24 protein-coding genes are annotated in these 23,296 nt (G+C 48.4%); 11 read left to right on the forward strand and 13 right to left on the reverse strand.

All coding sequences use genetic code 11. From position 1 onward, the window contains the following. The 4 genes from Q0277_RS03935 to Q0277_RS03950 form a co-directional block, all read right to left on the reverse strand. The coding region (locus Q0277_RS03935) for an AAA family ATPase (RefSeq protein WP_297995831.1) at positions 1-348 on the reverse strand (348 nt) is incomplete at its 3' end. Positions 349-1,051: 703 nt separating this feature from the next. After that, positions 1,052-1,966, reverse strand: coding sequence for a cysteine synthase A (gene cysK / locus Q0277_RS03940; protein WP_297995833.1), 915 nt, complete (start codon positions 1,964-1,966; stop codon positions 1,052-1,054). A 9-nt stretch (positions 1,967-1,975) separates the two neighbouring features. Then, the gene (locus tag Q0277_RS03945; RefSeq protein ID WP_297995834.1) at positions 1,976-2,389 is read right to left on the reverse strand and encodes an Rrf2 family transcriptional regulator; all 414 of its coding nucleotides are present in this window, start codon (positions 2,387-2,389) and stop codon (positions 1,976-1,978) included. Next, positions 2,389-3,660: an aminotransferase class I/II-fold pyridoxal phosphate-dependent enzyme gene (locus Q0277_RS03950; protein ID WP_297995835.1), complete on the reverse strand. Its 1,272-nt coding sequence runs from the start codon at positions 3,658-3,660 to the stop codon at positions 2,389-2,391. Before Q0277_RS03950 ends, Q0277_RS03945 begins: the two co-directional genes overlap by 1 nt. Positions 3,661-3,851: 191 nt before the next feature. Between Q0277_RS03950 and Q0277_RS03955 the strand changes: the two genes are divergently transcribed. The 7 genes from Q0277_RS03955 (at position 3,852) to Q0277_RS03985 (ending at position 10,562) form a co-directional block, all read left to right on the forward strand. Beyond that, positions 3,852-4,211, forward strand: a complete 360-nt coding sequence (locus tag Q0277_RS03955; RefSeq protein WP_297962354.1) for a hypothetical protein — start codon at positions 3,852-3,854, stop codon at positions 4,209-4,211. Continuing rightward, complete coding sequence (locus Q0277_RS03960) at positions 4,212-5,126, forward strand: HAD family hydrolase (RefSeq protein ID WP_297995837.1); 915 nt, start codon at positions 4,212-4,214, stop codon at positions 5,124-5,126. Positions 5,127-5,502: 376 nt separating this feature from the next. After that, positions 5,503-5,820, forward strand: a complete 318-nt coding sequence (locus Q0277_RS03965; RefSeq protein ID WP_297995839.1) for a hypothetical protein — start codon at positions 5,503-5,505, stop codon at positions 5,818-5,820. 240 nt (positions 5,821-6,060) lie between these two features. Beyond that, a complete protein-coding gene (locus Q0277_RS03970; RefSeq protein ID WP_297995841.1) occupies positions 6,061-6,306 on the forward strand; it encodes a DUF2018 family protein in 246 nt (81 codons plus the stop codon). Then, positions 6,306-7,298: a polyprenyl synthetase family protein gene (locus tag Q0277_RS03975; RefSeq protein WP_297995843.1), complete on the forward strand. Its 993-nt coding sequence runs from the start codon at positions 6,306-6,308 to the stop codon at positions 7,296-7,298. The genes Q0277_RS03970 and Q0277_RS03975 overlap by 1 nt, the downstream gene beginning before the upstream one ends. Then, positions 7,298-8,854 (forward strand): glutamyl-tRNA reductase, encoded by a 1,557-nt coding sequence (gene hemA, locus Q0277_RS03980; protein WP_297995844.1) that lies wholly within the window; start codon positions 7,298-7,300, stop codon positions 8,852-8,854. Before Q0277_RS03975 ends, hemA begins: the two co-directional genes overlap by 1 nt. After that, positions 8,844-10,562, forward strand: coding sequence for a proline--tRNA ligase (locus Q0277_RS03985; protein ID WP_297995846.1), 1,719 nt, complete (start codon positions 8,844-8,846; stop codon positions 10,560-10,562). The genes hemA and Q0277_RS03985 overlap by 11 nt, the downstream gene beginning before the upstream one ends. Positions 10,563-11,121: 559 nt before the next feature. Here the strand turns inward: Q0277_RS03985 and Q0277_RS03990 are convergent. The 4 genes from Q0277_RS03990 to Q0277_RS04005 all read right to left on the reverse strand — a co-directional run bounded on the left by Q0277_RS03990 (position 11,122) and on the right by Q0277_RS04005 (position 14,370). Next, entirely contained in the window at positions 11,122-11,529 is a 408-nt protein-coding gene (locus Q0277_RS03990) for a hypothetical protein (RefSeq protein ID WP_297995848.1), read from the reverse strand. A gap of 449 nt (positions 11,530-11,978) precedes the next feature. Continuing rightward, positions 11,979-12,446, reverse strand: a complete 468-nt coding sequence (locus Q0277_RS03995) for a hypothetical protein (RefSeq protein ID WP_297995850.1) — start codon at positions 12,444-12,446, stop codon at positions 11,979-11,981. A gap of 587 nt (positions 12,447-13,033) precedes the next feature. Next, positions 13,034-13,612, reverse strand: a complete 579-nt coding sequence (locus tag Q0277_RS04000; RefSeq protein WP_297995852.1) for an NAD(P)H-dependent oxidoreductase — start codon at positions 13,610-13,612, stop codon at positions 13,034-13,036. Positions 13,613-13,749: 137 nt separating this feature from the next. Continuing rightward, positions 13,750-14,370, reverse strand: coding sequence for a Type 1 glutamine amidotransferase-like domain-containing protein (locus Q0277_RS04005; RefSeq protein ID WP_297995854.1), 621 nt, complete (start codon positions 14,368-14,370; stop codon positions 13,750-13,752). 57 nt (positions 14,371-14,427) lie between these two features. On the opposite strand from Q0277_RS04005, the gene Q0277_RS04010 reads away from it, so the two are divergent. Continuing rightward, positions 14,428-14,661, forward strand: coding sequence for a hypothetical protein (locus tag Q0277_RS04010; RefSeq protein WP_297995856.1), 234 nt, complete (start codon positions 14,428-14,430; stop codon positions 14,659-14,661). A gap of 81 nt (positions 14,662-14,742) precedes the next feature. Here Q0277_RS04010 and lpxD read toward each other — a convergent pair whose 3' ends face one another. From lpxD to Q0277_RS04030, 4 genes are all read right to left on the reverse strand, one after another. Next, positions 14,743-15,693 carry a UDP-3-O-(3-hydroxymyristoyl)glucosamine N-acyltransferase gene (lpxD, locus tag Q0277_RS04015; protein WP_297995858.1) on the reverse strand — a complete coding sequence of 317 codons (951 nt, stop codon included), beginning with the start codon at positions 15,691-15,693 and terminating at the stop codon, positions 14,743-14,745. Between the two features lie 31 nt (positions 15,694-15,724). Then, positions 15,725-16,195 (reverse strand): acetolactate synthase small subunit, encoded by a 471-nt coding sequence (ilvN, locus tag Q0277_RS04020; protein WP_177389272.1) that lies wholly within the window; start codon positions 16,193-16,195, stop codon positions 15,725-15,727. 1 nt (position 16,196) lies between these two features. Next, positions 16,197-17,891 (reverse strand): acetolactate synthase large subunit, encoded by a 1,695-nt coding sequence (locus tag Q0277_RS04025; RefSeq protein ID WP_297995860.1) that lies wholly within the window; start codon positions 17,889-17,891, stop codon positions 16,197-16,199. Positions 17,892-18,345: 454 nt separating this feature from the next. Then, complete coding sequence (locus Q0277_RS04030) at positions 18,346-19,065, reverse strand: helix-hairpin-helix domain-containing protein (protein WP_297995861.1); 720 nt, start codon at positions 19,063-19,065, stop codon at positions 18,346-18,348. A 112-nt stretch (positions 19,066-19,177) separates the two neighbouring features. Here Q0277_RS04030 and pta point away from each other — a divergent pair, with 112 nt between their 5' ends. Beyond that, the gene (gene pta, locus Q0277_RS04035) at positions 19,178-20,737 is read left to right on the forward strand and encodes a phosphate acetyltransferase (protein ID WP_297995862.1); all 1,560 of its coding nucleotides are present in this window, start codon (positions 19,178-19,180) and stop codon (positions 20,735-20,737) included. After that, a complete protein-coding gene (locus Q0277_RS04040) occupies positions 20,737-21,969 on the forward strand; it encodes an acetate kinase (RefSeq protein ID WP_005870640.1) in 1,233 nt (410 codons plus the stop codon). The genes pta and Q0277_RS04040 overlap by 1 nt, the downstream gene beginning before the upstream one ends. Before the next feature lie 185 nt (positions 21,970-22,154). Here the strand turns inward: Q0277_RS04040 and Q0277_RS04045 are convergent, their stop codons facing one another. Beyond that, positions 22,155-22,331: a hypothetical protein gene (locus Q0277_RS04045; RefSeq protein ID WP_297995865.1), complete on the reverse strand. Its 177-nt coding sequence runs from the start codon at positions 22,329-22,331 to the stop codon at positions 22,155-22,157. Between the two features lie 160 nt (positions 22,332-22,491). On the opposite strand from Q0277_RS04045, the gene Q0277_RS04050 reads away from it, so the two are divergent. Further along, positions 22,492-23,115, forward strand: coding sequence for a hypothetical protein (locus tag Q0277_RS04050; RefSeq protein WP_297995867.1), 624 nt, complete (start codon positions 22,492-22,494; stop codon positions 23,113-23,115). The last annotated feature ends 181 nt before the right edge of the window (positions 23,116-23,296 follow it).

Genomic DNA, 23,296 nt, shown 5'->3' on the forward strand with positions numbered 1-23,296 from the left:
CGCGGCGTAGTTTTCCATCGGGATAAGAAGCACCTCCTGCTGCGTCTTGCTGAGGCGGTGGATCTCGTCGATGAAAATGAGCGGCTTGATGAGCGAGCCGGCGTGCGAGGATAGAATTTTGCGGATATCCTCGACCTTCAGGCTCGTGGCGTCAAGCTCGTAAAAATCGTAGTTCAGCTCGCTTGCGATCACGCGCGCCATCGTCGTTTTGCCGCTACCTGCGGCGCCGAAAAATATACTGTGCGGGATGCTGCCTGCGGCGACGAATTTTTTAAAAACCGCTACGATCTTGCCCTGCCCCACGATCTGCTCTAGGCTTTTGGGGCGAAATTTCAAGCTCAAACTCATTTTACAACCTTAAAAATTTTGCCCCGATGATAGCGTTTTTATGATTAAATTTTGAAATTTGGCTAAATTTAAAGAGCGGGATTTTGAAATTTTATTTACAGCGGAGTTTAGAATTTATGCACGGCGCGAATTTGGAATTTTAGCCGCACGAGCAAGCTTAAAAATTTCAGTAGGATTTTAAAATTTTATGCCGCGCGCGGACGACGATATAAAATTTTGCGGCGTACGGATCGCGCAGATTTGGCGAGCTTAGCAGTTTTAAAATTTAGATGAATTGCGATGCGGCAAGCGCCGTCATACATAGCGCGCCCGAAATCAGCTAGGCACGCAAGATGAAATTTTAAAATTTAGCCCTATTTTGGGGCTAAATTTTATCTCGCAGCGAGCGACGAGCTGATAAATCAACAAATTAATAAACGCAAAATCAGCAAAGCTAAAAAATCGTTGCGCTCTCATAAAATCATCGCATAACCATCGCAACTATCGCCTCCCCGCAGAGAAACTATCGTATTAATCTCGCGCCTACGTAACGCGAAAAATGTAAAATATAATCACGCAATCGCCGCAATAACCCGCGCGATCGCGTAAAACTCATCGCACCAATTTCGGCGCCTGCGTAAAATTTAATCTCGCGAAGCTGCGCGCCCGCGTAAAATGCGTAAAAATTGCTGCGCTAACCGCCCCTCTAGCAAAAAATCGCCGCCTATTTGAAAAGCTCGGTAGAAAGATACCTCTCGCCGGTATCGCAGAGGATCGTAACGATCACTTTGCCCTTGTTTTCGGGCTTGGCAGCGATCTGTGCGGCGGCGTAAACGTTCGCACCGCTTGAGATACCCACGAGCAAGCCCTCTTTTTGCGCCAGCTGTCTAGCTGCCGCAAACGCATCGTCGTTCTCAACGCTCAAAAAGCCGTCGATGACACTTCTATCAAGATTATCAGGGATAAAATTTGCACCAATGCCCTGGATTTTATGGCCGCCCGCACTGCCGCACGTAAGAAGCGGCGAGCTAGCAGGCTCCACGCCGTAGGCTTTTAGGTTTGGATTTTTAGATTTTAAAAATTTCGCCGTGCCGCTGAGCGTGCCGCCGGTACCAAATCCCGCGACTAAAATATCTACCCTACCGCCGCTTTGCTCCCAAATTTCAGGTCCAGTGCTTTGAAAATGCGCTTTTGGATTGCTCGGGTTATCAAACTGGCTCGGAATGAAGCTATTTGGAGTGCTCGCAGCCAGCTCATTTGCCCTATCTACCGCGCCTTTCATTCCAAATTTCGGATCGGTCAGCTCGATTTTAGCGCCGAATGCGGCTATGAGCTTTTGGCGCTCGATACTCATCGAGCTTGGCATCGTTAGAATGAGCTTCATACCGAGCTTTGCTGCGATCATCGCAAGCCCCACACCCGTGTTTCCGCTGGTAGGCTCTATCAAAACGCTATTTTTGTCGATCTTGCCCGAGCTTAGCGCGTCTTTTACGATCTGCCACGCGATGCGATCTTTGACCGAGTGGCTTGGATTTAAAAATTCCGCCTTGGCTAGGATGAGGGCATTTTTGCCAAACGTATTGATTCTAACTAACGGAGTATTGCCGATGAGCTCCGTAACATCGTTTGCTATTTTCATATTTTTCCTTTAAATGCTGAAATTTAAATACTGGACGCTTCGCGCCATCATCTCCTCGTAGCTGCTTAGAGGCTCACTAAATATCTCTGCCAGCTTAACGTCGAATTTCTCAAAAAACGCCCGCAGTCCGGGATCGCTCATCTGAATGCTAGTCATCCGCAGATCCTTTTCAAGAGCGGTAAAAATTTCACCGAAAGAAATCTCGCTAGCATCTCTGGCTAGGTGATAGCCGCCGTTTTTACCTTTGATGCTACACACTAGCTTCTCGTTTCTAAGGGTATTTAGAATTTGCTCCAAATAATTCTTAGAAACTCCCGTACGCTCGGCGATCTCTTTTATACTTATCGGCGCTACTTCGCTAGCTTTGGCGATCTGCAAAATTGCAGCCAGCCCATAAACGCCCTTTGTGCTTAAAAGTGCCATTATTTCAGTGCCTCGCTAAGATCGGAAATCAAATCATTCGCGTCCTCTATACCCACGCTTAGGCGGATTAAGCTCGCAGGCACGCCAGCGCGGTTTAGCTGCTCCTCGTTTAGCTGCGAATGCGTCGTGCTCGCAGGATGAGTGATGATCGACTTCGTATCGCCGATATTTGCTACGACGGAGAAAATTTTAACCTTGCTAACCGCCTTTAGCGCTGTTTCTTCGCTATCTACGATGAAGCTCATCAGACTGCTTGCATAGCCGTTTTTAAATTTCGCTTTGATCGCGGCATTAAACGGCGAGCTTGCAAGCCCCGGATAATTGACCTGCTTTACCTTCGGATGATTTTGCAAAAATTCTGCGATCTTTAGCGCGTTTTGCGAGTGTTTTTGCATACGAAGCGGCAGTGTTTCAAGCCCCTGGATGAGCTGAAACGCGTTAAACGGCGATAGCGTCGCACCAATATCGCGAAGCAGGGACAAGCGAATCCTAAGCGTATAAATGTCGAAATTATCTACTAAATCTGCATAAACTAAGCCGTGGTAGCTATCATCAGGCTCGTTAAAATGCGCGTAACGCGGATTGCCTTTGAGTTTGGAATTTAATCCTTTGCCCGAAACGATCGCGCCTGCGATGCTAAGCCCCTGTCCGCTTATGTATTTGCTAGCGCTGTGGATTACGACATCGGCGCCGTCATCAAGCGGATTGTAAAGCGCAGGGCTTGGGATCGTGTTATCCGCAATCGTTACTACGCCGTGCTTATTTGCGATTGTAGCGATTTTAGCGGTATTTGCAACTGAAATTTGAGGATTTGAAAGCGTCTCGAAAAAGATCGCCCTAGTCTTATCGTCGATTAAACCTTCCAAATTATCCGCAGTTTCGGAGTCAAAAATTCTAGCCTCGATGCCGAAACGTTTGATCGTATGCGCCAAAAGCGTAGTTGCGCCACCGTAAATTTTCTCCGCGATGATGATATTTTCGCCCGCTGCGGCTAAATTTGCCACCGCAAAAAATATTGCCGCCTGCCCACTAGAGACCGCGATTGCGGCTTTGCCATTTTCCAGCGCCGCAAGTCGCGCCTCAAAAACATCAGTAGTAGGATTTGTCAAACGCCCATAAATCGGCCCTAGATCACGCAGTGCGAAGCGATCAGCAGCCTTTTTGCTAGAACCGAAGTTAAACGCGGTGCTTTGATAAATGGGAACTGCCATCGTGCCGTAGCCGGCGACGGAGTCGTAACCGAAATGAGTTGCAAGGGTTTCTTTTTGCATTTTTATCCTTTGTAAAAAATTTGGCGAATAATAGCTAAATTTTAAAATAAAGTCAAGTATTTTTATATGATTTTAAAATGCCTATAATACAGGATTTATAGAAAAAATGTTATTAAAATATAGTTTTATAATATGCGTAATTTTGCCAAAATTTCGAATTTTGCTATAATGCGCGCTTTAATTAAGGAAAGATCATGCAAATCAAAGAAAAAGATGAGCGCGTTAAATATATCCGCGCGTTAGAACGCTTCGTAAAATCCGCCGTAGCACTGCTAAAGCGCGAGGATTTCGACGCAGAGCTTTTTGCGAAGCGAATAGCTAAAAACTATGAAATTTTATCTAAAGCGGCCGCTACAAATCTCGATAGTCCCTACACCAAGGCACTTGAGAGCTTTGCTAAAAACGTCCTTGATGCTAGCGAGGCAGGACAGATCGGCGATGCCGCGTTTAGATCAGCGCTACAGCATGAAGCAAACGCTCTGCAAAAGCTCAAAAATAATAAGAGTTACAAAAAAGACAAGCACAAAATCGATTTTTTAAAGGATTATTAGATGAAAACCGTGATTTTTGATATGGATGGCACGCTGCTTGACTCTTCGCGCGCGATCGAAATCAGCGTCAATAACACTCGCCGCGAGCTCTACGGCCTAGCGCCGCTACAAAAGAATTTCATCGTCCACACCATCAACGATCCGAGCAAGAACGCCTTTTTGGAATTTTACGGCAAAACCGAAGCGAGCACCGAAGAGCTTGCTTTTTTCGAGAAAGAATTTGTAAGCAATTACCGCGATTTCGCCGTGCTTTACGAAGGTATCGAAGATCTTTTGCACTCGTGCAAAAAAGCAGGATTTTTTCTCGCAGTCGCTTCTAATGCGCCTTCCTACACCCTAAGCGCGATCTTAGAAAAAACGGGCGTGCGCAGGCTATTTGATCTGGTCGTAGGCGCGAACGAGCAGATGCCATCAAAACCCAACCCTGCGATGCTGCTACACGTAATTGCATGCTCGCCGCACAAAAACGCGATTTTTTTAGGCGATAGCAAAAAGGATGAGCTAGCCGCACTCCGTGGCGCAGAATTTTTACAAAATTTAGAATTTCAAGGCGGCAATGACGGCGAGAGCTTAAATGCTAGCCGTGGCACCAATAGAAAGAATTTCAGCGCTAGCAGCGGAAGCTTAAGCTCTTGCGGCGAAAATCTTAACGCAGATGAAAAATTCCGCCCTAACGACTCGGGCGCTGACGGGGCGGCAACGCTAAGCTTTAAAGGTGCCAAAATTTCCGCAAAAGCAGAAGCGACGGAAAGCGCACAAGCTGCAGCAGCGCGATATTTTCAGGCAAACTTGGCAGATCTAAGAGGCGCAAAACTTGAGTATTTGCAGGTATGCTGGGGGTTTGGCGAGCCTAGCGAACTAAGTCGCAATGCCCTAAGCATCACGCAAGCGCGCGAAATCATCGGCGGAATTTAAAGTAGCCTGGTTTTTGAGGCATAGCTAATTAAAAGTAGTATTGTAGCAGGGTAAAATCACGCTTAGGCTCTTAAAACGGAGCGAATTCCATCTTCGCGTGCAACGCAAGCGAAATTAAAATTTAAAAATAATTCTTGCGCGAAAAATTCCACTAGCACGAGAAACTGGGATTTCATCTGCGCGAGTGGAATTTAAAATTTTAAAAGTAGCTTTTGTAGTGCGCGATTTTATCTGCGTGAAAAATGAAATTCTATCTGTAAAAGGTGACGGAATTTTAAAAATTTAAAGACGCTCTCTCGCGACTTAATTTAAAATTTGCCTCGAAAACCAGACTTAAAATTTAATGCAAACGCGATTTTAGCATTCTACCGCGTCCATGGAATTTCAAATTCTCGCAAAGCGGCGGAATTTTAAAATTTTAAAAAGCCTGATCTGTGTTATGCACGCGAGTAGATTTTGCATAAGTAGAATTTATCCGCCGTGCAGAAATCAAGATTTTACCGCACAAGCAAAGCGAAAATCCTCTCCGCCTACGCGAAATCCAAGAATTTTAGCGCTCAAACAAAGCGGAATTCTATCCGCTCAAGCGAAACCTAAAATTTCACTCGCGCCAAAGAAGTTTAAAATTTCCGCAAAAATCAAGCTGCTTATCTGTAAATTTAAAATTCCGCCTTCTGCAAAGCTTCGCGTTTAATCCGCCACGCAACCAAGATTAAATTTTTAAATTCCGCTCGCTCTGCCTATCTCGCAAACAAGTAAAATTTTAAAATTTATAGATTCAAAGCCCAAAATCCCGCGCTTAAGCTTAAAATTTACCGCACGCAAGTGCAAAATCTGCGCAATCGCTTCTGTTTAAAAGCCCCGATAGTTTGCCGCGTCCTAACCTAAATTAAATTTTACATTTGCTATAATCGCGAAATTTTAAGGAAGGTAAATGGATATTTTTGAAGGCAGCCCAAGAGAGAAATTTTTTGAAATTTTATCCGCTGCAAGCCCTACTTTGGTGCAAAACGAAATCGAAGAAGCTCTAATCCGCCTCATCGCCTGTGAGCGGCTCTGCGAAGAGCGCGGTATTAGCGAGCGCGAGATCGAAAGCTTCATCGCACAGCAGGATTTACAAGACGAGCTAAACGACAAATTTTTGCAAATGAGCGGAAATATCCTAAGCAACAACGAATAATGCAAGATCAAATCGATTTAATTATGAAAAGCTTCATCGCAGACTGCGGATATGAGCCCGCTAGCGAGATGTTTGATAGGCTAAGCCCCGGCAAAAAACTGCGCTCCAAGCTGCTGCTAAACATCGCGCAAAAGGATGAAAAATCGCTACGTCTGTGCGCGATCATCGAGCTCATTCAAGCCGCGAGCCTACTGCACGACGACGTCATCGACGAAAGCTCGGTGCGCCGCGGCAAGCCCTCGATAAACGCCACCTACGGCTCCAAAAACGCCGTAATGCTGGGCGACATACTCTATTCCAAGGCATACTTCGAGCTTTCTAAATTTGAAAGCCGCATCGCCGCCGCGCTTTCGGGCGCCGTCACGAAGCTCGCAGTGGGCGAGCTGATGGATGTGAGCTTAAGCAACGATTTCAACGACGATGCGAGCAAATATCTGCAGATGATCTATCTAAAAACCTCCGCTCTCATAGAGGAAGTCGCACGCTGCGGGGCATTTTTGAAATTCGGCAGCGCAGAAAATCTCGGCGAAATTTCAGATATGAGCGGCACAAAAAACGAAGTAGAAATTTCAAACGCCGAGAAAGATCATGATGAAATCTCAAGCGCGAGCGTAAAATTCGGCGAATACGGCAAAAACCTTGGGCTTGCCTTTCAGATCATCGACGATATCTTAGACGTCACGCAAAGCTCAGAAGCGCTCGGTAAGCCGAGCTTGAGCGATTTTGCGGAGGGTAAAACTACCCTGCCCTACATCTATTTATACAAAAATTTAGATGATGCGCAGCGGCAAAAGCTGAGATCGTTTTTTAAAAAACAGCTGTGCGAGAGCGAAATTTCATGGATCAAAGCGAAGCTTAGCGAGCACGGCATCATCGAGCGCTGTATAAACGAAGCTCGTGCCTACGGGCAAAAGGCGCTCGAAGCCGTGGCGGAATTTAAAAACGACAAGCTGGAGCAAATCGTGCGAGATATGATAGATAGGGAGTTTTGATGGCGTATATGAGCGTGAGCTTCACCCACAAAAACACAGATATCACGGTTCGCGAGAAACTTTCGTTTTCAAACGATGTGCGCAAGAAAGAAATTTTGCGCCTTTTGGCTTCAAACTCCGCGATAGAGGAGTGTTTGGTGCTTAGCACCTGCAACCGAGTAGAAATTTTTACCGTCGTAAGCGACTTTGATGAAGCGCAAAAGTTCGTGCTTTTGGCACTTTCGCGCGTAAGCGGCGTAAGCTACGACGAGCTAGCCGAGCGTGCCGATATTTACGAAGATTACGGCGCGATACACCACCTTTTCGCCGTCGCAGCCTCTCTTGATAGCCTCGTAGTGGGCGAAACGCAGATCGTAGGCCAGCTCAAAGACGCCTATAAATTCGCGATGCAAAACGCTCGCGCCGGCGCGCAGATCGCAAGAGCGATAGATGAAGCGCTAAAGTGCGCAGCGCGCATCCGCAACCAAACCGAAATTTCAAAAAATCCAATCTCGGTCTCAAGCGTCGCCGTGGCGATGGCAAAAGACAGACTGGGCTCCTTGCAAGACGCGGACGCCGTGGTAGTGGGCGCGGGAGAGATGAGCGAGCTAGCGTGCAAACACCTGCTCGCAAACGGCGCAAATATCACGATCTTAAATCGAAATTTAGCCGGCGCGCAGAGGCTAGCCGCCTCGCTACTTGGCGAGAATTCCTTGGATGCGAAAAATTGCGCGGATGAAAATCCCGGCACAGGAAATAACTCAGACAACTTAGATTCCAAAAATATCGCGAATTTCGCAGGCGAAAATGTCGCGCAAAAACAAAATTCCAAAGACGGCGTAAATTTTAATAAAAAGATTTTCACAGACGGCAATGAATCTCGCATAGCAGGCGAAAATCCCAAGGACGATAAAAATTCCACCGCCTGCGCAAATTCCTCTGCGCAGGTACAATCCCGTATTAAAATCGATAGCCTTGATAATCTCAAAAAATATCTAAACGCAAATAGCCTATTTTTCAGCGCTACGGGCTCGCAAGAGCCGATCATTACCGATAGCTTGTTAGAACCCAAAAGCATTAAGCGATATTTTTTTGATATAGCCGTGCCGCGCGACGTAGAGCTTAGCCAGAGCGAGGATATTGAAGTTTATAGCGTCGATGATCTGGAGGAGATCGTAAAGAAAAATTTGCTGCTTCGCGAGGAGCAGGCACAGATCGCTTACTCGATCGTGGCAAAATGCACGAACGAGTTTTTCAAATGGCTGAGGGCGGCGGCATCCACGCCGATCATCAAGGCTTTGCGCCAAAGCGCGAAGCAAGTAGCCGAGATAGAGCTAGCCAAAGCGCTTAAAAAGGGCTATCTAAAGCACAGCGATGCGGAGGAGGCGCGCAAGCTGATCCATCAGGTTTTTAAAGCGTTTCTGCACGCTCCGACGGTAAATTTGAAAAACCTTGGCGAAGCGGACGATGCAGACGGCGTAGTAAATGCGCTGGTCGAAATTTTTGAACTGCAAGAAAACTACGAAAAATTTTTAAATCAAGAAAATGAGAAAAAGGACAGACAGAATGAAATTTAGCAAGCTTTTCGCTCCGAGCCTAAAAGAGGCTCCCAGAGACGCTGTACTACCTAGCCACGCGCTTTTGATCCGTGCGGGATTTATCGAGCAGCTGGGCAGCGGGCTTTATAATTTTTTGCCGCTAGGAAAGATAGTGCTGGAGCGGATCTGCGCCGTCATCAGGCAGGAGATGGATGCTGCGGGCGCGCAGGAGGTCTCTTTTAGCGTCGTAACGTCCGCGGATGCATGGAAAAAAAGCGGTCGCTACGCCAAATACGGCAAGGAGCTGCTGCGCTTCAAAGACCGCAAGAATAACGACTTCGTGCTAAGCCCTACCAACGAGGAGGCGGCGGTTTTGATGGTAGCGGATAAGATCACGAGCTACAAGCAGCTGCCGCTAAATATCTATCAGATCAATACGAAATTCCGCGACGAGGCGCGCCCTCGCTTCGGGCTTCTGCGCGGTCGCGAGTTTACGATGAAGGACGCCTATAGCTTCCACGCAGACGCTGCGGATATGAAGCGCGAGTTTGAGGTGATGAGGCAGGCGTACTCGCGGATTTTTACGCGACTTGGGTTAAATTTTCGCGCGGTCGATGCGGACAGCGGCGCGATCGGCGGCAGCGGCAGCAAGGAGTTTATGGTGCTAGCGGATAACGGCGAGGACGATATCGTCGTGTGCAAGCGCTGCGAGTATGCCGCAAATATCGAGGCTGCGCGCCGTGCTCCCAAAACCACGAACGCCGCCGCGCCCGAAACCGACGGCATGATGAAATTTAAAACCCCCGCGATGAAAACGATCGACGCGGTGGCGGAATTTTTCAAAGTGGATAAATTCTACACCATCAAAGCGGTGATCAAAAAAGCGCTATACGAGGATCGCAGCGAGATCGTAGCTTTTTTTATCCGCGGCTGCGACGAGCTGCAAGAGACCAAGGCGCAAAACGCCTGCGGTGCGCTGGAGCTAATCGATGCCAGCGAGGAGGAGATCGCGCGAGCTGGCTTTACGGCGGGCTTTTGCGGACCCTTCGGGATCGGCGAAGGGGCGAAATTTTACATCGATCCCGAGTTAAAAGGAGCGCGCGAGATGATCGCGGGCGCGAACGAGCCGGATTACCACTACGTGGGCGCTAGCGTGATAAATTTTAACGAATCGCGCTTTGCGGATCTCGCCGCCGTGAGCGAAGGCGACGCGTGTCCGTGCTGCGGCGGCGAGCTTGGCATCACGAAAGGCATCGAGGTGGGCCATATCTTTCAGCTCGGCACGCGATATTCCGAGCCGATGGGAGCGCGATTTTTGGACGCAAACGGCAAGGCACAGCCCTTTTTTATGGGCTGCTACGGCATCGGCGCAAGCCGCCTTATCGCCGTGGCGATCGAAAGCAGCCACGATGAGCGAGGCTGCGTGTGGCCGCGCGAGCTGGCGCCTTTTGAGCTTGAAATCATCATCTCAAATCACAAAGACGCGGCAGCGGTAGAATTTGCCGAGAAACTATACGAGCAGTGCCGCGTGCTGGGCGTCCGCGTGCTGCTCGACGATCGCGCGGAGCGTTTCGGCGTGAAGATGAATGACTTCGAGCTGATGGGCTTCCCGTATGCGGTGCTCGTGGGAAAAGCCTTAGCAGAGGGAAGCGTCGAGTTCATCACTCGCGCAGGCCTAAAGCGGCAGAGCGTAAGCGCGAATGAAATTTTAAGCTTTATCGAGAGGAAATTAATCGAGAAAAATTAGGAAGCGCATGAAATTTAGCCCTAAATTTGGGCTAAATTTTGCCACCTATTTGAGAAATTTACAGACCGATTTTTCTTGTGCTGCACAGCGTGAAATTTTATAAATTTACCGCGCTAGCCGCAATGAGAATAAATTTTTGAACTAAAACAGAGCATAAAATTTATAAATTTACTATTTTGCCGCGCAGAGATACCGCCGAGGCGCGATGATAAAATTTACGCTTTAGCCGCACCGTCATTTCACTGCGGCTAAATCTGAAAGCATGAGTTTGCGCGCGGTACCGCACCGCCCTCTCAGCCGCACGTAAATGAAATTTCCGCCTTTGACCGCGCAAGCAAAAAGCGTATTTCCGCCGCTCTCGCAAAATGCCAAAAACAAAATTCCGTGATAAAATCCCGATCTCTGCCCGCCCTTTTACTAAAACGATTTTTAAAAAGCGAAATTTAAGCAGCGCTTTTGCCCCTTTGATTTCGCTCTTTAAATTTAATTAGCGCGCAAAAGCCGATTAAAAATTTTACCAGGTCAAAATTTTGCTTAAATTTATTCGGCGGCGGCGATTTTAAATTTTATTCGTAGGCTTGTCGTAGTAGCCCCATTTGGCGCGGTATTTTCTCCTCGCTATCCGAGTCAAAACGATCTGAACGATCAAAAGTGCAAGCGCACCGCCGCCCCATTTCAAATATGTGATTCTATAGGAATCGGATATGGTATCGTAATAAAACCTGGTTGCAAAGGAATAATCGTATTTTAAAACAATTTGCCCGTCTTTAAGGGCGATCTGCCGTGCAAGGTCGGTATCGCCCCCGATCCTTTGGTACCAAATTTTTACCTCTTTGTCGTATATCGCAGCCCTGTATCCATCTATCTCGGTGCTATAAACATCTAAATAAAAACGCCTCTGTTTAAGCGCGCCATCCGCTAAATTTAACTTATAATAACTAGTCCCTCTGCTCTTATTCGTTTGCATATATGACGCGCCCCTCTATGGTCTGCAAATCCTCGGGGCTAGACGGCAGCACGGCCGTGTAGGACGTATACGGCGCCGCGCCAAGGAAAAAAACAGCAGCACACACCTCAAAAGCGCATTCATCTGATTAAAGCTAGCGATCTTTTTTTCATCGTATTTTGTATCAAAAAACATCAAAGCTCTTTTGTTTAAATTTTTATCTCGGCGCTTCATCCTGGCGCGCCGTAGCGGCAGAAAAGCGGAGCTACGTCACTCCAAACTTTCGCGATCTTTAAATCCGTACTTCTGCAGCTAATACAGCTCGGTTTTTCCGTCGCCGTGCGCAATACAAGGCGCCGCTTCCGCCAAAATTTAGCTTGGATTTTCATTCATTTTCATTCAACGAAGAGTAAATTTAAAAGCTAAATTTAAAAAGCGCGCGAAAGAAATATTTCTCTTTTTAAATTCCGTTAAAATTTTATCCAAAATGCGGCAAGCTCGTAGCCGCGGGGTCCGCCCAAGCCGCTCAAGCTTTCAAATGCAAGCGTAACGCTGCTGCTTAAGTCTAGCTTCAAACCCTCATCCGTTGCGCGCTCGCGATACTCGATCCGCTCACGATTTAAAGCGCTTTTTACGGCCGCAAGATCGATAGGAGCAGGGCAGCCCGATAATATCCAAGGCTCGATTTCGATTTGCCCCGCCCTGCCATCGCCGAAATTTAGAGGCCCGCTTCTGAAATGATCCGAAAAAATCATAAAAATTTCGTCCCGAAAAAAGTGAAACTCAAAGGCGCCATATTTTAAAATTTCAGCTCCAGCGCTCTTAAAGCTCGCGTCCGCAGGGCCAAACATCGAGGCGATCTGCGCGCAGCTCAAGCCGCTTCCTACGCCTGCAAACTCGCCCGAGCGAAGAAAATTTAGCATATCGATTTTTGGCATCTATTCCCCTGTAAACACACATCGCGCCTCTTAAAGCCACTAGCAGCGCTGAACGGCACGCTAATAGGTTACACGAGCCAACCATCGCGCTCATCCATGCTTAGGCACTCGCTGACATGGCACTAAGAGCAACGGCAAGCCAGACGCGTACATCACATAAAAGTGCGCCGCGTAAAATTTTATCTCGCGCCGAGCTAAAATACAGCACATTTTCAAAATTAAAAACGATCGCAAAATGCCACGTTGTTTCGCAAGTTTTATTTCGCACAGACTTAAAAGCTGCGACAGCCGTATGAAATTTTATATAGTGACTGCATAAATCGCGCGCCGCAAGACTTGAAATTTCACGCCGCAACGCCGCAAATTTCACACCTCCCGCACATCACGCAGTGTCAGTCAGCCGAGCAAAGCTCGAATCTCGTTTACGAAAACCTCGCGCATCGCAAGCCACACTCGAACAAGTACTGCTTGGCATTATTTTAAAATTTCACAAGCGCCGTAATATCCGGCTTAAGAAGCGATTTTATAATCCGTTTTAGCCCATCTGGCGCTGTATTGCGAGTAGATAACTCTTGGGTCCGTTAAGGCTAGCCGAAAACCATTTTTAGATGCGCTTCGTAATCCCTCGTAAAACGCTCAATGTCGGGATTTTTAACGACATCGTTACACATAAAAGTAGGCAGTCTTTTCGTGCCTAAAAACTCGTTGGCTTTATGAAAATGCAGATAAACGCCGTCTATGCCCGCGCCCTCGAAAAAATCACCCGGCTTATCAAACGCCTGAAGCGGCGCATTCCAAGTGACGCTTAGCATGTGCGATTTTCCCTTTATCAGTCCGCCCATGCCGTAGCCGTCGTTTGGGCTTGCGCTGTGCCGCCCGTCGTTTGCCACTATCTTGCCTATGCCGCCCATAAACACCTCGTCCACGTATTTTTTGACTAGCCAAGGCTCGCCCATCCACCACGCGGGCATCTGCCAGATCACGGCATCCATCCATAGAAATTTTTCTACCTCGCCCTCTATATCGTAGCCCTCATGTATCGTGGTCTCGCGCGTTTCGTGCCCTAGGGCTTGTAGCGTCTTTTTGGCTAGCTCGTGCAAAGTTTTGTTTAGCTTGCCGCCTTTGCCGTTAAAAGGTGCTCCGCCATTGATAAGTAATATTTTCATTTTGATCCTTTGATTAAATTTATTCGTTAGCGACTCGCTGCACCTAAGTTAAAATTTCACCTCGTAGCCCTATGCGAAAATATAAGCGTAAATTTTACGAAGCGTTTAATTACTAAATTTTACTTTCACGCCGCAGTTTACCGCCCTAAAATTTCAAATTTATCGCCGTGCACCGCGATCGCTTCGGCATTATTTATCGGCGCCAAATTTAACTTGCCGCCGTAAGCTTTTAAAATTTTAGCCGTGCTTTGCACGAAGGGCTCCTCGCCGTAGTGTACTACTGGATAGAATTTAACAAGATCTAGCCCGGTTTGCGTTGCTACTGATTCACTACCACTCGCATCGTCCATCGCGCTCACATACTCCACGCTGGGAGCCGCGATCATCGCGCCCGCCGACTCGCCTACGTAGATGAGCTCGCCGTTTCTGACGCGGCTAGCGATGAGGTCAGCAAGACCTTTCTTTTTAAGCTCGCGCAAAAGATAAAAGGTGTTGCCGCCGCTTACGTAAAGCACCCGCGCTGCGCCGATCTTTGCCTTGGCTTCGGCCTCGCTCGCTTTGGAAACGTCTAAAATTTCAAGCGTAAAGCCCATTTTGGCAAACGCCTCTTTCGCCTCGTCCACGTAGTCTCGGTACTCCTCTACGTTTGCGGCGGTCGGGACAAAAAGCACCTCTTTGGCGCTGATATTTTGCCTCGCATAGTCTTCAAAAAGCGTCGCCGCGCCCGCAAAATAGGAGCATAAAAACATCTCTATCATAGTTTTTCCTTTAATTAAATTTGCGCTGATTTAAAGCGCTCGTAAAGCTCGGGCGCCATGACTGCGAGCAAACGTATTTCAAAACGAGTAGATCAAATTCTACCGCGCCCACAAAGCAAGCGCACGACAAAAAACGGCGCGGGCGAAATTCTGTCGATAAAAGGGCAAAATTTACCGCCGCAGCGGTTTGCTAACTATGCAAAAACCGAACGCAACGCAAACCACTCCACAATCGCCAACTGCCTGGCGATTTCAAACTTCACTGAAACGACGCGAGCCTGCTTAGATTAAGCTAGCTAGAGGAGTTGATCAGAGCGAACGATCAAAACGATCAAATCAAGCCAATCGATCTAATCAACCAAGGCAAAACGGCTAGTGCTTTTTATCTCTAAAAAATCTAACGATCTTAGCCTGCAGCTTGAACCACTCGCTAAGCTCCATTATAGGGTGCCCGGCGTAGTTTTTACCGCCCGCTAAGTCCTTGCTTATGCCGCCGCGCGCCGCGATCTGAGTGAAATCGCCCACGCTTACGTGCCCGCCGCTGCCGCTCTGTCCGCCCATCACGACGTTGCGCCCGAGCGTCGTCGAGCCCGCAAGCCCCACCTGAGAGACGATGAGGCAGTTTTGCCCAAGCTCGCAGTTGTGCCCGATCTGAACGAGATTGTCAATCTTGCTGCCGCGCTTAACGATCGTAGAGCCGAACACCGCGCGGTCGATCGTCGTGCACGCGCCGATCTCGACCTCGTCTTGCAGCACGACGTTGCCGTTGTGATAAATTTTAACGTGCTCGCCCGTTTTGGTATGCGCGTAGCCGAAGCCGTCGCTTCCGATGACGGCGTTTGCGTGGATTATGCAGCGCTCGCCGATGATCGCGTCGTTGTAGATGACGGCGTTTGCGTGGATTATGCAGCCGCTTTCGATATGCACGTCATCGCCGATATACGCGCCGCTTAAAATGACGCAATCCTCGCCGATCGTAGAATTTACGCCGATATGTACGTTCTGTCCGATCTGCGCGCTAGCGGCGATCTTTGCGGGCGCGCCGCTGCGAATGAGCGGCTTGGCAAAATGCGCGCTTAAGATCGCAAAGGCCAGGTGCGGATTTTCGCACTCCAGCGCTCGCACGCCGCTTGGGACTGCGGTCCCGATTTTTACCAATACGGCGGCTGCTTTGGTGGCGGATAAAAATTTCTCGTTTTTGTCGCTATCGCAGTAGCTCAGCTCGCTTTGCCTTGCGTTTTGAAGCGAATTTATCGCGGTAATCTCCGCGTCCGCCCCGCTAAGCTCTATATTTAAAATTTCGGCAATTTTAGATAATTTCATTTGCGCTCCTTTAATTAAATTTTATCGCCGCTTACATATCCAGCGCGACGCTGCCGCCGCGGACGACGTCGATCGGATTGTATTTTTTTATCGTCTTTAAAAACCCGTCGATGCGGTCTGCGTCGTCGCACGCCATGATGACGATCTTGCTGTCGTCGCTGTTTGCGATGCTGCCGTTGTAGGCTTTTAAAACGGCATCAAGCCCCGCTAAATTTTCGCCCAGCGCGATCTTTACCAAAACCATCTCCTTTTCGACGAATTTTGCATCATCGATGACCTTGTAGACGGGGATCAGCTTATGAAGCTGCTTGGTGATCTGCTCTATGACGCGCTCGTCGCCCGAAGTGACGATGCTAAGGCGCGATAGACCGGTATTTGGAATCGGCGCAACGGTGAGGGTGTCGATATTATAGCCGCGCCCCGCAAAAAGCCCCGAGATCCGCGACAAAACGCCGTGCTCATCGGTAACGACGACCGAGATTACTCTTCTTATGCTATTCATCCTAAGACTCCTGCTCAAAAATCATATTATAAAGCGCGCCGCCTGCGGGTACCATCGGCCAGACATTTTCGAAACGGTCGATCTTAGCCTCGATGACGCTTACTTTCTTACTCGCAAGAGCCTGCTTCAGCGCATCTTCAAATTCCACTTTGGTGCTAACGCTAAAGCCCACGCCGCCGAAGCCCCCCGCAATTTTTACGAAATCGGGCTGCGAGCTAAGATCGGTCGATGAGAAACGCTGCCCGTAAAATAGACTCTGCCACTGCCGCACCATGCCTAAGAAATTGTTGTTTAATACAATATTTACAACGTTTAGACCGCTCGCGCTCGCAGTCATCAGCTCTTGGATATTCATCAAAATCGAGCCGTCGCCGCTGAAATTTATAACCGGTCTATCTCCCGCATAAGCCTTCGCGCCCAATGCCGCGGGCAGGCCGTATCCCATCGTGCCCTGCCCTCCGCTACTTAGCAGAGTGCGCGGCTTGCAAAACGGATAAAACTGCGCGACCCACATCTGATGCTGCCCCACGTCCGTAGCGATGATAGCATCCTCGCCAGCGATTTTTGCGGTACTTTGTATAACCCACTGCGGCTTTAAAATTTCATCGCTGTCGTTAAATTTAAGCGGGTGAATTTCATCGTATTTGCGAATGAGCTCGCGCCACTGCTCGAAATTTGCAGGGCTGACCTCGCTTTTAATGCGCGGCAGCATCTCCTCTAGCACCGACTTCACGTCGCCCACGATCGGATAATCCGCGTTTATAATCTTTGAGATCGAGCTAGGATCGATATCGACGTGGATGATCTTTGCGTTTTTGCCGAATTCGCTAAGCTTGCCGGTGACGCGATCATCAAATCTCGCGCCCAGACAGATTATTAGATCCGACTCGCTAAGTGCCATATTTGCGGCGTAGCTGCCGTGCATTCCTACCATACCGAGGCGATTTTTATCATCGCTTCGCATAGCCCCTAGCGCCATAAGGGTTTCAACGACCGGGATCTGTGCAAACCTGCTAAGCTCGCGCACCAGCTCGCTTGCACCCGCGCTAATAACGCCGCCTCCGATGTAGAGGATAGGCTTTTTGCAGCTTGCGATTAACTCGACGGCTTTTTTGATCTGTTTAGAATTTCCCTTATAATTCGGCTTGTAAGTCTGCATCTTGATTTCGCCAGGATATTCAAAAACGCCCAGCTTCGCCGTTACGTCCTTCGGCACATCGACATGCACGGGCCCCGGTCTGCCGCTGCGAGCGATATAAAAGGCTTCTTTTAAAATTCTAGGCAGCTCTTCGATCGTTTTAACTAGATAGTTGTGCTTGACGCAAGGGCGTGAAATTCCGATCGCATCAATCTCTTGAAAAGCGTCGGTACCGATGAGCGAGGTCGCCACCTGCCCGCTGATAAGCACGATCGGGATGCTGTCGCTATACGCCGTAGCAAGCCCCGTAAGCGCGTTTGTAAATCCGGGTCCGCTTGTAACGACAGCCACGCCGACCTTGCCGCTAGCGCGCGCGTATCCATCCGCAGCCATCGCCGCGGCCTGCTCGTGGCGCACCAAAATGTGTCTAAAGTATTTTTGTTTGTAAATTTCATCATAAATGTTTAGCGCCGCACCGCCCGGGTAGCCGAAAACCACCTCGACCCCCTCCTGCCGCAACGCCTCCACGATCATCTGCGATCCGCTAATTTCTTTCATACGCCCATCCTGTTTCGTTGGAATAATTTTGTGATTATATTATTTTGTAAATTAAATTTCACGAATTTAAGGCGCTAAATCGGGTCGAATTTAAAATTTAATAGCAGCAAGACGGGGCAAAATTTCGGAATTTAGAAAGAGTGGAAAAGGCAAATTTAAAATTTAGTCATAAATTTAAAACGGACGGGATGTTCGGATTTAAAATTTTAAAGTGCGGATTTGTTTCGACCAAACGCGGCGCATTAGTTTTAACGTAAAATTTTGGCTTAAAATTTTACCACGCGAGGCTTGGATTAAATTTATAAAATTTTTTGGAATTTTATCGTAGTGCAGAGCAATATCTGCGTAAATTTTAAATTCTACGTTACGAAATTTTAAAATTTAGCCGTAAATTTAAGGGGGGGGCGGAATCTCGATTTAAAATCCTAAAATTCCGCCCACGTAAAATTAAATTTTAAAACCCTCTATCTACCTGCACGCCTACGCCCACGCTAGCGCAGTTGCCGCTTTGCGGATCGCAGTCGCCGAAGCTTGTGACGCTACTGGATCTTTTCGAGCGGATCGTTCCCATATGCATAGGCACCGGCATGTTACGGCGCGAGCTTCCGCCGATATCGCTATCGCTCATACTGCTAGAACTTCTCCTGCGAGAATAATCATCGCGAGGAGGCGGTGGCGGAGGAGGCGGTTTTATACCTCCGTGCGGAGGTGGTGGAATGCTGCCAGGAGGCGGGGGAGGAGGCGGCATCATGCCGCCGTGCCTACCATATCCTCGCGGAGGAGGTGGCGGTAAAGTGCCGGTCTCTGTGATCGTGATGCCATTACCGTAATTTTCAACGCGTTTGTAAGTGGAGCCTCCGTAAACTGTGCGGGTGCGGGTCTTTTCGACTACGACTATATCGCGCTCAGGCTGCACCGGCTGCTGCACGTTAGCTCTAGGCGATATTTCAAAGCTATTCTGCAGTTTGGCGGTATCGTAACTTGCAAAGCCGTTGATACCCTTTAGCTCATCTGGACTTGAAATTTCGCGCTTTTGGCGGTATTGCATAAGCATATCCGCCCTACCCGCATCAAGCCCACCGATCGTCATCAGCTCGTAGCGACTAGCTTCATTTATGTTGATTTTCGCCGCGACGAGGCTCACTAAAAGAGCCAAAATCACTAAATTTTTCATGTGCGCTCCTTTGTTGGAAGTTACCAAATTCTAAACCCTCACGATAAATCTTTGATTAACACGCAAGCAAAATTTTGCTACAATTGCCTATCTTATTTCAAAGGATCAACCGATGAACGGAATTTTGCTGCTATGCGACGAGCCTACCGCCTACCAATCCGAGCTAAAAAAACTAGATAAAATTTTATCCATGAGCTTTCACAACGTTTTGCAACTTTGCATCGCTGGCGACAATGCCCTTTTTAGCAGGAGTGAGCTTGAAAGAGCACTCGCGGACGGGCAGGATGAGCGCGTGCGAAAGGCGGCGATAGAGCGCTTCGCACAGATCCTAAAGCAGTGTAATTTTGTGCTGGTTCGCGGCGCCGCAGAAGCCGATATGCGCGAGCTAAATTTACAAATCGCCAAGGATCTAAATATCCCTGTTTGCGGATTTTATCCTAATGAAATCGCCGCGCGCATCGGCACGCACTCGATCGCTGCAGCAAAAGCGGTAAGCTTTGCCAGCATATATGAGGATAAAATTTCATTTTCCGCGCTAAGGTCTGCGCAAGAGAGTGCAAATTCTAAAAAATCGGAGCTTTACGGTAAAAATTCTGCCTACGAAAGCGGCGCGATAGAGCTTGATAAAGTCGTTGCCGACAAAAGCTACTTCACTGACGCCGCAAACTCCACGCGCTGTGAAATTCTAACCCCGTTGAAATTTGAAAGCAAGCTCTACGCCAAGGCTCGCGCGAACGTTAAAACCGTCGTGCTACCAGAAAGCGACGATGAGAGAATTCTGCGCGCGGCTGCGATTATAAAACAAAGCGGCGCGGCAAATTTGATCCTTCTGGGGCAGCAAGACGAAGTGCAAAAAAGCGCAAGCAAGCTGGGGCTCAATCTAAGCGGCGTTAAAATTTTAGATCCGCAGACGGATGCGAGCTTAGAAAAATTTGCGCGCGATCTTTATGAGCTTCGCAAGGCAAAAGGTATGAGCGAGGCTCAGGCGCGCGATTTAGTGCGCGATCGCACCTACTTCGGTACGATGCTCGTGTATGAAGGGCTGGCCGATGCGATGGTAAGCGGTGCCGGCACTACTACCGCAGAGACGATCCGCCCCGCGCTTCAGATCATCAAGACAAAGCCCGGCATTGCAAGCGTCAGCGGCGCATTTATAATGTGCCTGGATACGCAGGCTCTGCTTTTTGCCGACTGCGCCGTAGCGCCGAGCCCGAGCGCGGAGTATCTGGCAGGTATCGCGATCTCAAGCGCCGCGACCGCAAAGGCGTTCGGGTTTGAGCCGCGTGTGGCGATGTTAAGCTACTCAAGCGGTGATAGCGGCAGCGGAGAGAGCGTGGAATTTATCAAAACGGCGACGCAAAAAGCGCGCGAAAAGGCGCCCGAACTTCTAATCGACGGGCCGCTGCAATTCGACGCCGCAGTTGATGCCGCAGTCGCAAAGAAAAAAATGCCGGGCTCCGCGGTCGCAGGACGCGCGAACGTATTTATCTTCCCCGATCTTAACTGCGGAAATATCTGTTATAAGGCCGTGCAGCGCACCGCAGGCGCCGTGGCGATCGGACCGATTTTACAGGGCTTAAAAAAGCCGGTAAACGATCTAAGCCGCGGCTGCAAGGTCGCCGATATCGTAAACACGATACTTATCAGCGCAATTCAAGCGGGAGAGAATTAATGGATATCCTAGTCATAAATTCCGGTTCGAGCTCGGTTAAATTTAAATTCCACGATATGCTAAATCACGCCTGCATCGCAAGTGGGCTCATCGAGGAGATTGGCTCGACGCACGCAAGCGGAAGCATCAATTGCGCCAATGGACGAGGCATAAAGGTTGAAAACGAGCAAATTCCAAATCACGAAACCGCGATTGCGATTGCGATTGATCTTTTAAAACAAAGCGGAGTAATCAACGATCTAACTCAAGTAGGCGGCATCGGGCATAGAATAGTCCAAGGTGCGGATTATTTCGACGCTCCTGCACTCATAGATGAGGACGTAATGGCTAAAATCGCCGAGCTTGCACCGCTTGCACCACTACACAATCCCGCAAATTTAGCGGGTATCAAATCCTGCCTAAAGATCGCTCCGAAAATTCCAAACGTCGCGGTTTTCGATACGATATTTCATCAAAGCATCCCGCCTTATGCGTATATGTACGCGCTGCCGTATGAATTCTACGAAAAATACAAAGTTCGTCGCTACGGCGCGCACGGCACGTCGCATTGGTTCGTCTCGACAATGGGAGCGAAATTTTTGCGTAAAAAATACGAAAACTTCAACGCCATTACGCTACATCTTGGCAACGGCTCTAGCGTAAGCGCCATAGAAAACGGCAAGTGCATCGACACCTCGATGGGGCTAACGCCGCTTGAAGGCATCATCATGGGCACCAGATGCGGCTCGATCGATCCTGCGATCATCCCATACATCGAGCGCGTCGCGGGCTACAACGCGCAGGATATGGACGTTATAATGAACAAAAAAAGCGGACTTTTGGGCATCTGCGGCGCAAGCGATCTGCGAAAAGTATATGAAAAGATGGAAGGCGGCGAGCCGCGCGCGAAACTTGCGTTTGAGATGCTCGTGTACAGCGTCGTTAAGATGATCGGAGCGTATTACGCCGTGCTCGGGCGCGTGGACGCTTTGATCTTTACCGGAGGTATCGGCGAAAATGCGCCGCATTTTAGGCAAAATGTCTGCGAGAAGCTCGCACATATCGGCATCGAAATCGATGCGACAAAAAACGCAAAAAATACCGGCTCGATTAGAAATTTAAGCGCGGTAGATAGCAAAATCAAAACGCTCGTAATCCCTACCAACGAGGAACTTGCGATCGCTGAAGCTACGGTCGATACGATCAACAAAAACTCCGCGCAGATCGACTATCAGAAATACTCGGAATTTTAAATTCTATCTAGTGAGGTTCCGCGGTTATTTTGCGAGCAGCAACGCCAGAACTTGCCTTTTTCGTTAGGCAATTAAATTTTGGGTTTTGGCTGCGAGCTTGCGTGAAATGAAAGGGCTTTCTTATTTTAGAGGCTTTCTGGCTCCGACGATACGAGAAATTGCTACGCTACGCGCGGGTTTAAATTTTATTTGTCGCTTCCGATAAGGCTTAAATTCTTGCTCGGAAGAGGCGGAGCGGAAGGGGCTATACTTGCGAAGCTCCCTTTTACTTTGCTTCGGCCAGCAACCGCAAGCAGGTCTGCCGCCCAAACCCCGCCTAGATCACTGCGCGTTAGAAGCGGCGACACTTTGTTTTTAAACAAAGCTTTGCTCGGTTAAATTTAATAAATTTGGTTTCAAATTAGACCGTAAAAATTCCAAAACAGGTCCTTATTGTGAAATTTACCAAACGATAAGGCATAAAATTTTAAAATTTAGCGTGAGCTGGATTTTAACGCGCAAATTTTATTAAAGGAGCGAACGATGAGCGATCTGCCGAATTCTCAAGGCGCGCAAGAGCAAGAGGCGTCATATCCCGATACGAAATTTATTAAATTTTTCGGGCGGCTTTACGCGGCGGTTTTTGCGCTGTTTGCGATCACGGCGCTTAGCGTATTCGTGCTGCCCGAAAATATTTTAGACGTAAGCGCGGCATGCGCGGACTTCGTTAAATTTATGAAGCAGTTTTTTCCAAACATCGCTGCGATCGGCAAAATAAGCCCGCACACGCAGCTTGCGGAATTTTACGTCGCGGCATTGTGGGTACCTATTTTAACGGCTTTCGCGCTAAGCTGCGTGTATTGTCCGATCGCCACATTCTTATACAAAAAAGAGCTTCCCGCCGTCAAGACGCAGCTATTTGTGATATTGCTCGCTATACCTTTCGCTTACTGGGCATTAAACAATTATTTCTACGCCGATTTTGCCATAAACGGCATCCCACACAGAGTAGGCAATGGACGGATATTTCCTACTTTTGCGAACAGAGAGAGCCTATTTGGCTGGATATCGTTTTTCACAGCCACCTCGATGTTTATGAGTATGCTTGTAGTGATTTCGCTTAGCGATATAGTCCACTGGATATATCTATCGAGAAATAAAAACTAAATTTTATAAAATCGCGGACGAATAAAATTCCGCACCAATAACTTTCAGGGTCATTTTACGAGCGCAAAGCGAACGACTGATAAAATTCCGCGCTCCGTTTTAGAACAAAAACAAGCGACGATTAAATTTAAACGCCCCCTGCGATTAGAACTTTTTTGCGCGGAATTTAAGCGACCAAACG

Origin of the sequence: uncultured Campylobacter sp. (assembly GCF_938030815.1) — a bacterium.
Classification (GTDB): domain Bacteria; phylum Campylobacterota; class Campylobacteria; order Campylobacterales; family Campylobacteraceae; genus Campylobacter_B.

Bases quoted from the DNA above. Each gene is read 5' to 3' on its own strand.
- Q0277_RS03995 (WP_297995850.1), bottom strand. From the start codon at position 12,446: ATGCCAAAAATCGATATGCTAAATTTTCTTCGCTCGGGCGAGTTTGCA.
- Q0277_RS04000 (WP_297995852.1), bottom strand. From the start codon at position 13,612: ATGAAAATATTACTTATCAATGGCGGAGCACCTTTTAACGGCAAAGGC.
- Q0277_RS03950 (WP_297995835.1), bottom strand. From the start codon at position 3,660: ATGCAAAAAGAAACCCTTGCAACTCATTTCGGTTACGACTCCGTCGCC.
- Q0277_RS03960 (WP_297995837.1), top strand. From the start codon at position 4,212: ATGAAAACCGTGATTTTTGATATGGATGGCACGCTGCTTGACTCTTCG.
- Q0277_RS03975 (WP_297995843.1), top strand. From the start codon at position 6,306: ATGCAAGATCAAATCGATTTAATTATGAAAAGCTTCATCGCAGACTGC.
- lpxD (WP_297995858.1), bottom strand. From the start codon at position 15,693: ATGAAATTATCTAAAATTGCCGAAATTTTAAATATAGAGCTTAGCGGG.
- Q0277_RS04005 (WP_297995854.1), bottom strand. From the start codon at position 14,370: ATGATAGAGATGTTTTTATGCTCCTATTTTGCGGGCGCGGCGACGCTT.
- ilvN (WP_177389272.1), bottom strand. From the start codon at position 16,195: ATGAATAGCATAAGAAGAGTAATCTCGGTCGTCGTTACCGATGAGCAC.
- Q0277_RS04040 (WP_005870640.1), top strand. From the start codon at position 20,737: ATGGATATCCTAGTCATAAATTCCGGTTCGAGCTCGGTTAAATTTAAA.
- Q0277_RS04010 (WP_297995856.1), top strand. From the start codon at position 14,428: ATGACTGCGAGCAAACGTATTTCAAAACGAGTAGATCAAATTCTACCG.
- pta (WP_297995862.1), top strand. From the start codon at position 19,178: ATGAACGGAATTTTGCTGCTATGCGACGAGCCTACCGCCTACCAATCC.
- hemA (WP_297995844.1), top strand. From the start codon at position 7,298: ATGGCGTATATGAGCGTGAGCTTCACCCACAAAAACACAGATATCACG.
- Q0277_RS03970 (WP_297995841.1), top strand. From the start codon at position 6,061: ATGGATATTTTTGAAGGCAGCCCAAGAGAGAAATTTTTTGAAATTTTA.
- Q0277_RS03985 (WP_297995846.1), top strand. From the start codon at position 8,844: ATGAAATTTAGCAAGCTTTTCGCTCCGAGCCTAAAAGAGGCTCCCAGA.
- Q0277_RS04050 (WP_297995867.1), top strand. From the start codon at position 22,492: ATGAGCGATCTGCCGAATTCTCAAGGCGCGCAAGAGCAAGAGGCGTCA.
- Q0277_RS04025 (WP_297995860.1), bottom strand. From the start codon at position 17,891: ATGAAAGAAATTAGCGGATCGCAGATGATCGTGGAGGCGTTGCGGCAG.
- Q0277_RS03945 (WP_297995834.1), bottom strand. From the start codon at position 2,389: ATGGCACTTTTAAGCACAAAGGGCGTTTATGGGCTGGCTGCAATTTTG.
- Q0277_RS03990 (WP_297995848.1), bottom strand. From the start codon at position 11,529: ATGCAAACGAATAAGAGCAGAGGGACTAGTTATTATAAGTTAAATTTA.
- Q0277_RS04030 (WP_297995861.1), bottom strand. From the start codon at position 19,065: ATGAAAAATTTAGTGATTTTGGCTCTTTTAGTGAGCCTCGTCGCGGCG.
- Q0277_RS03965 (WP_297995839.1), top strand. From the start codon at position 5,503: ATGGAATTTCAAATTCTCGCAAAGCGGCGGAATTTTAAAATTTTAAAA.
- cysK (WP_297995833.1), bottom strand. From the start codon at position 1,966: ATGAAAATAGCAAACGATGTTACGGAGCTCATCGGCAATACTCCGTTA.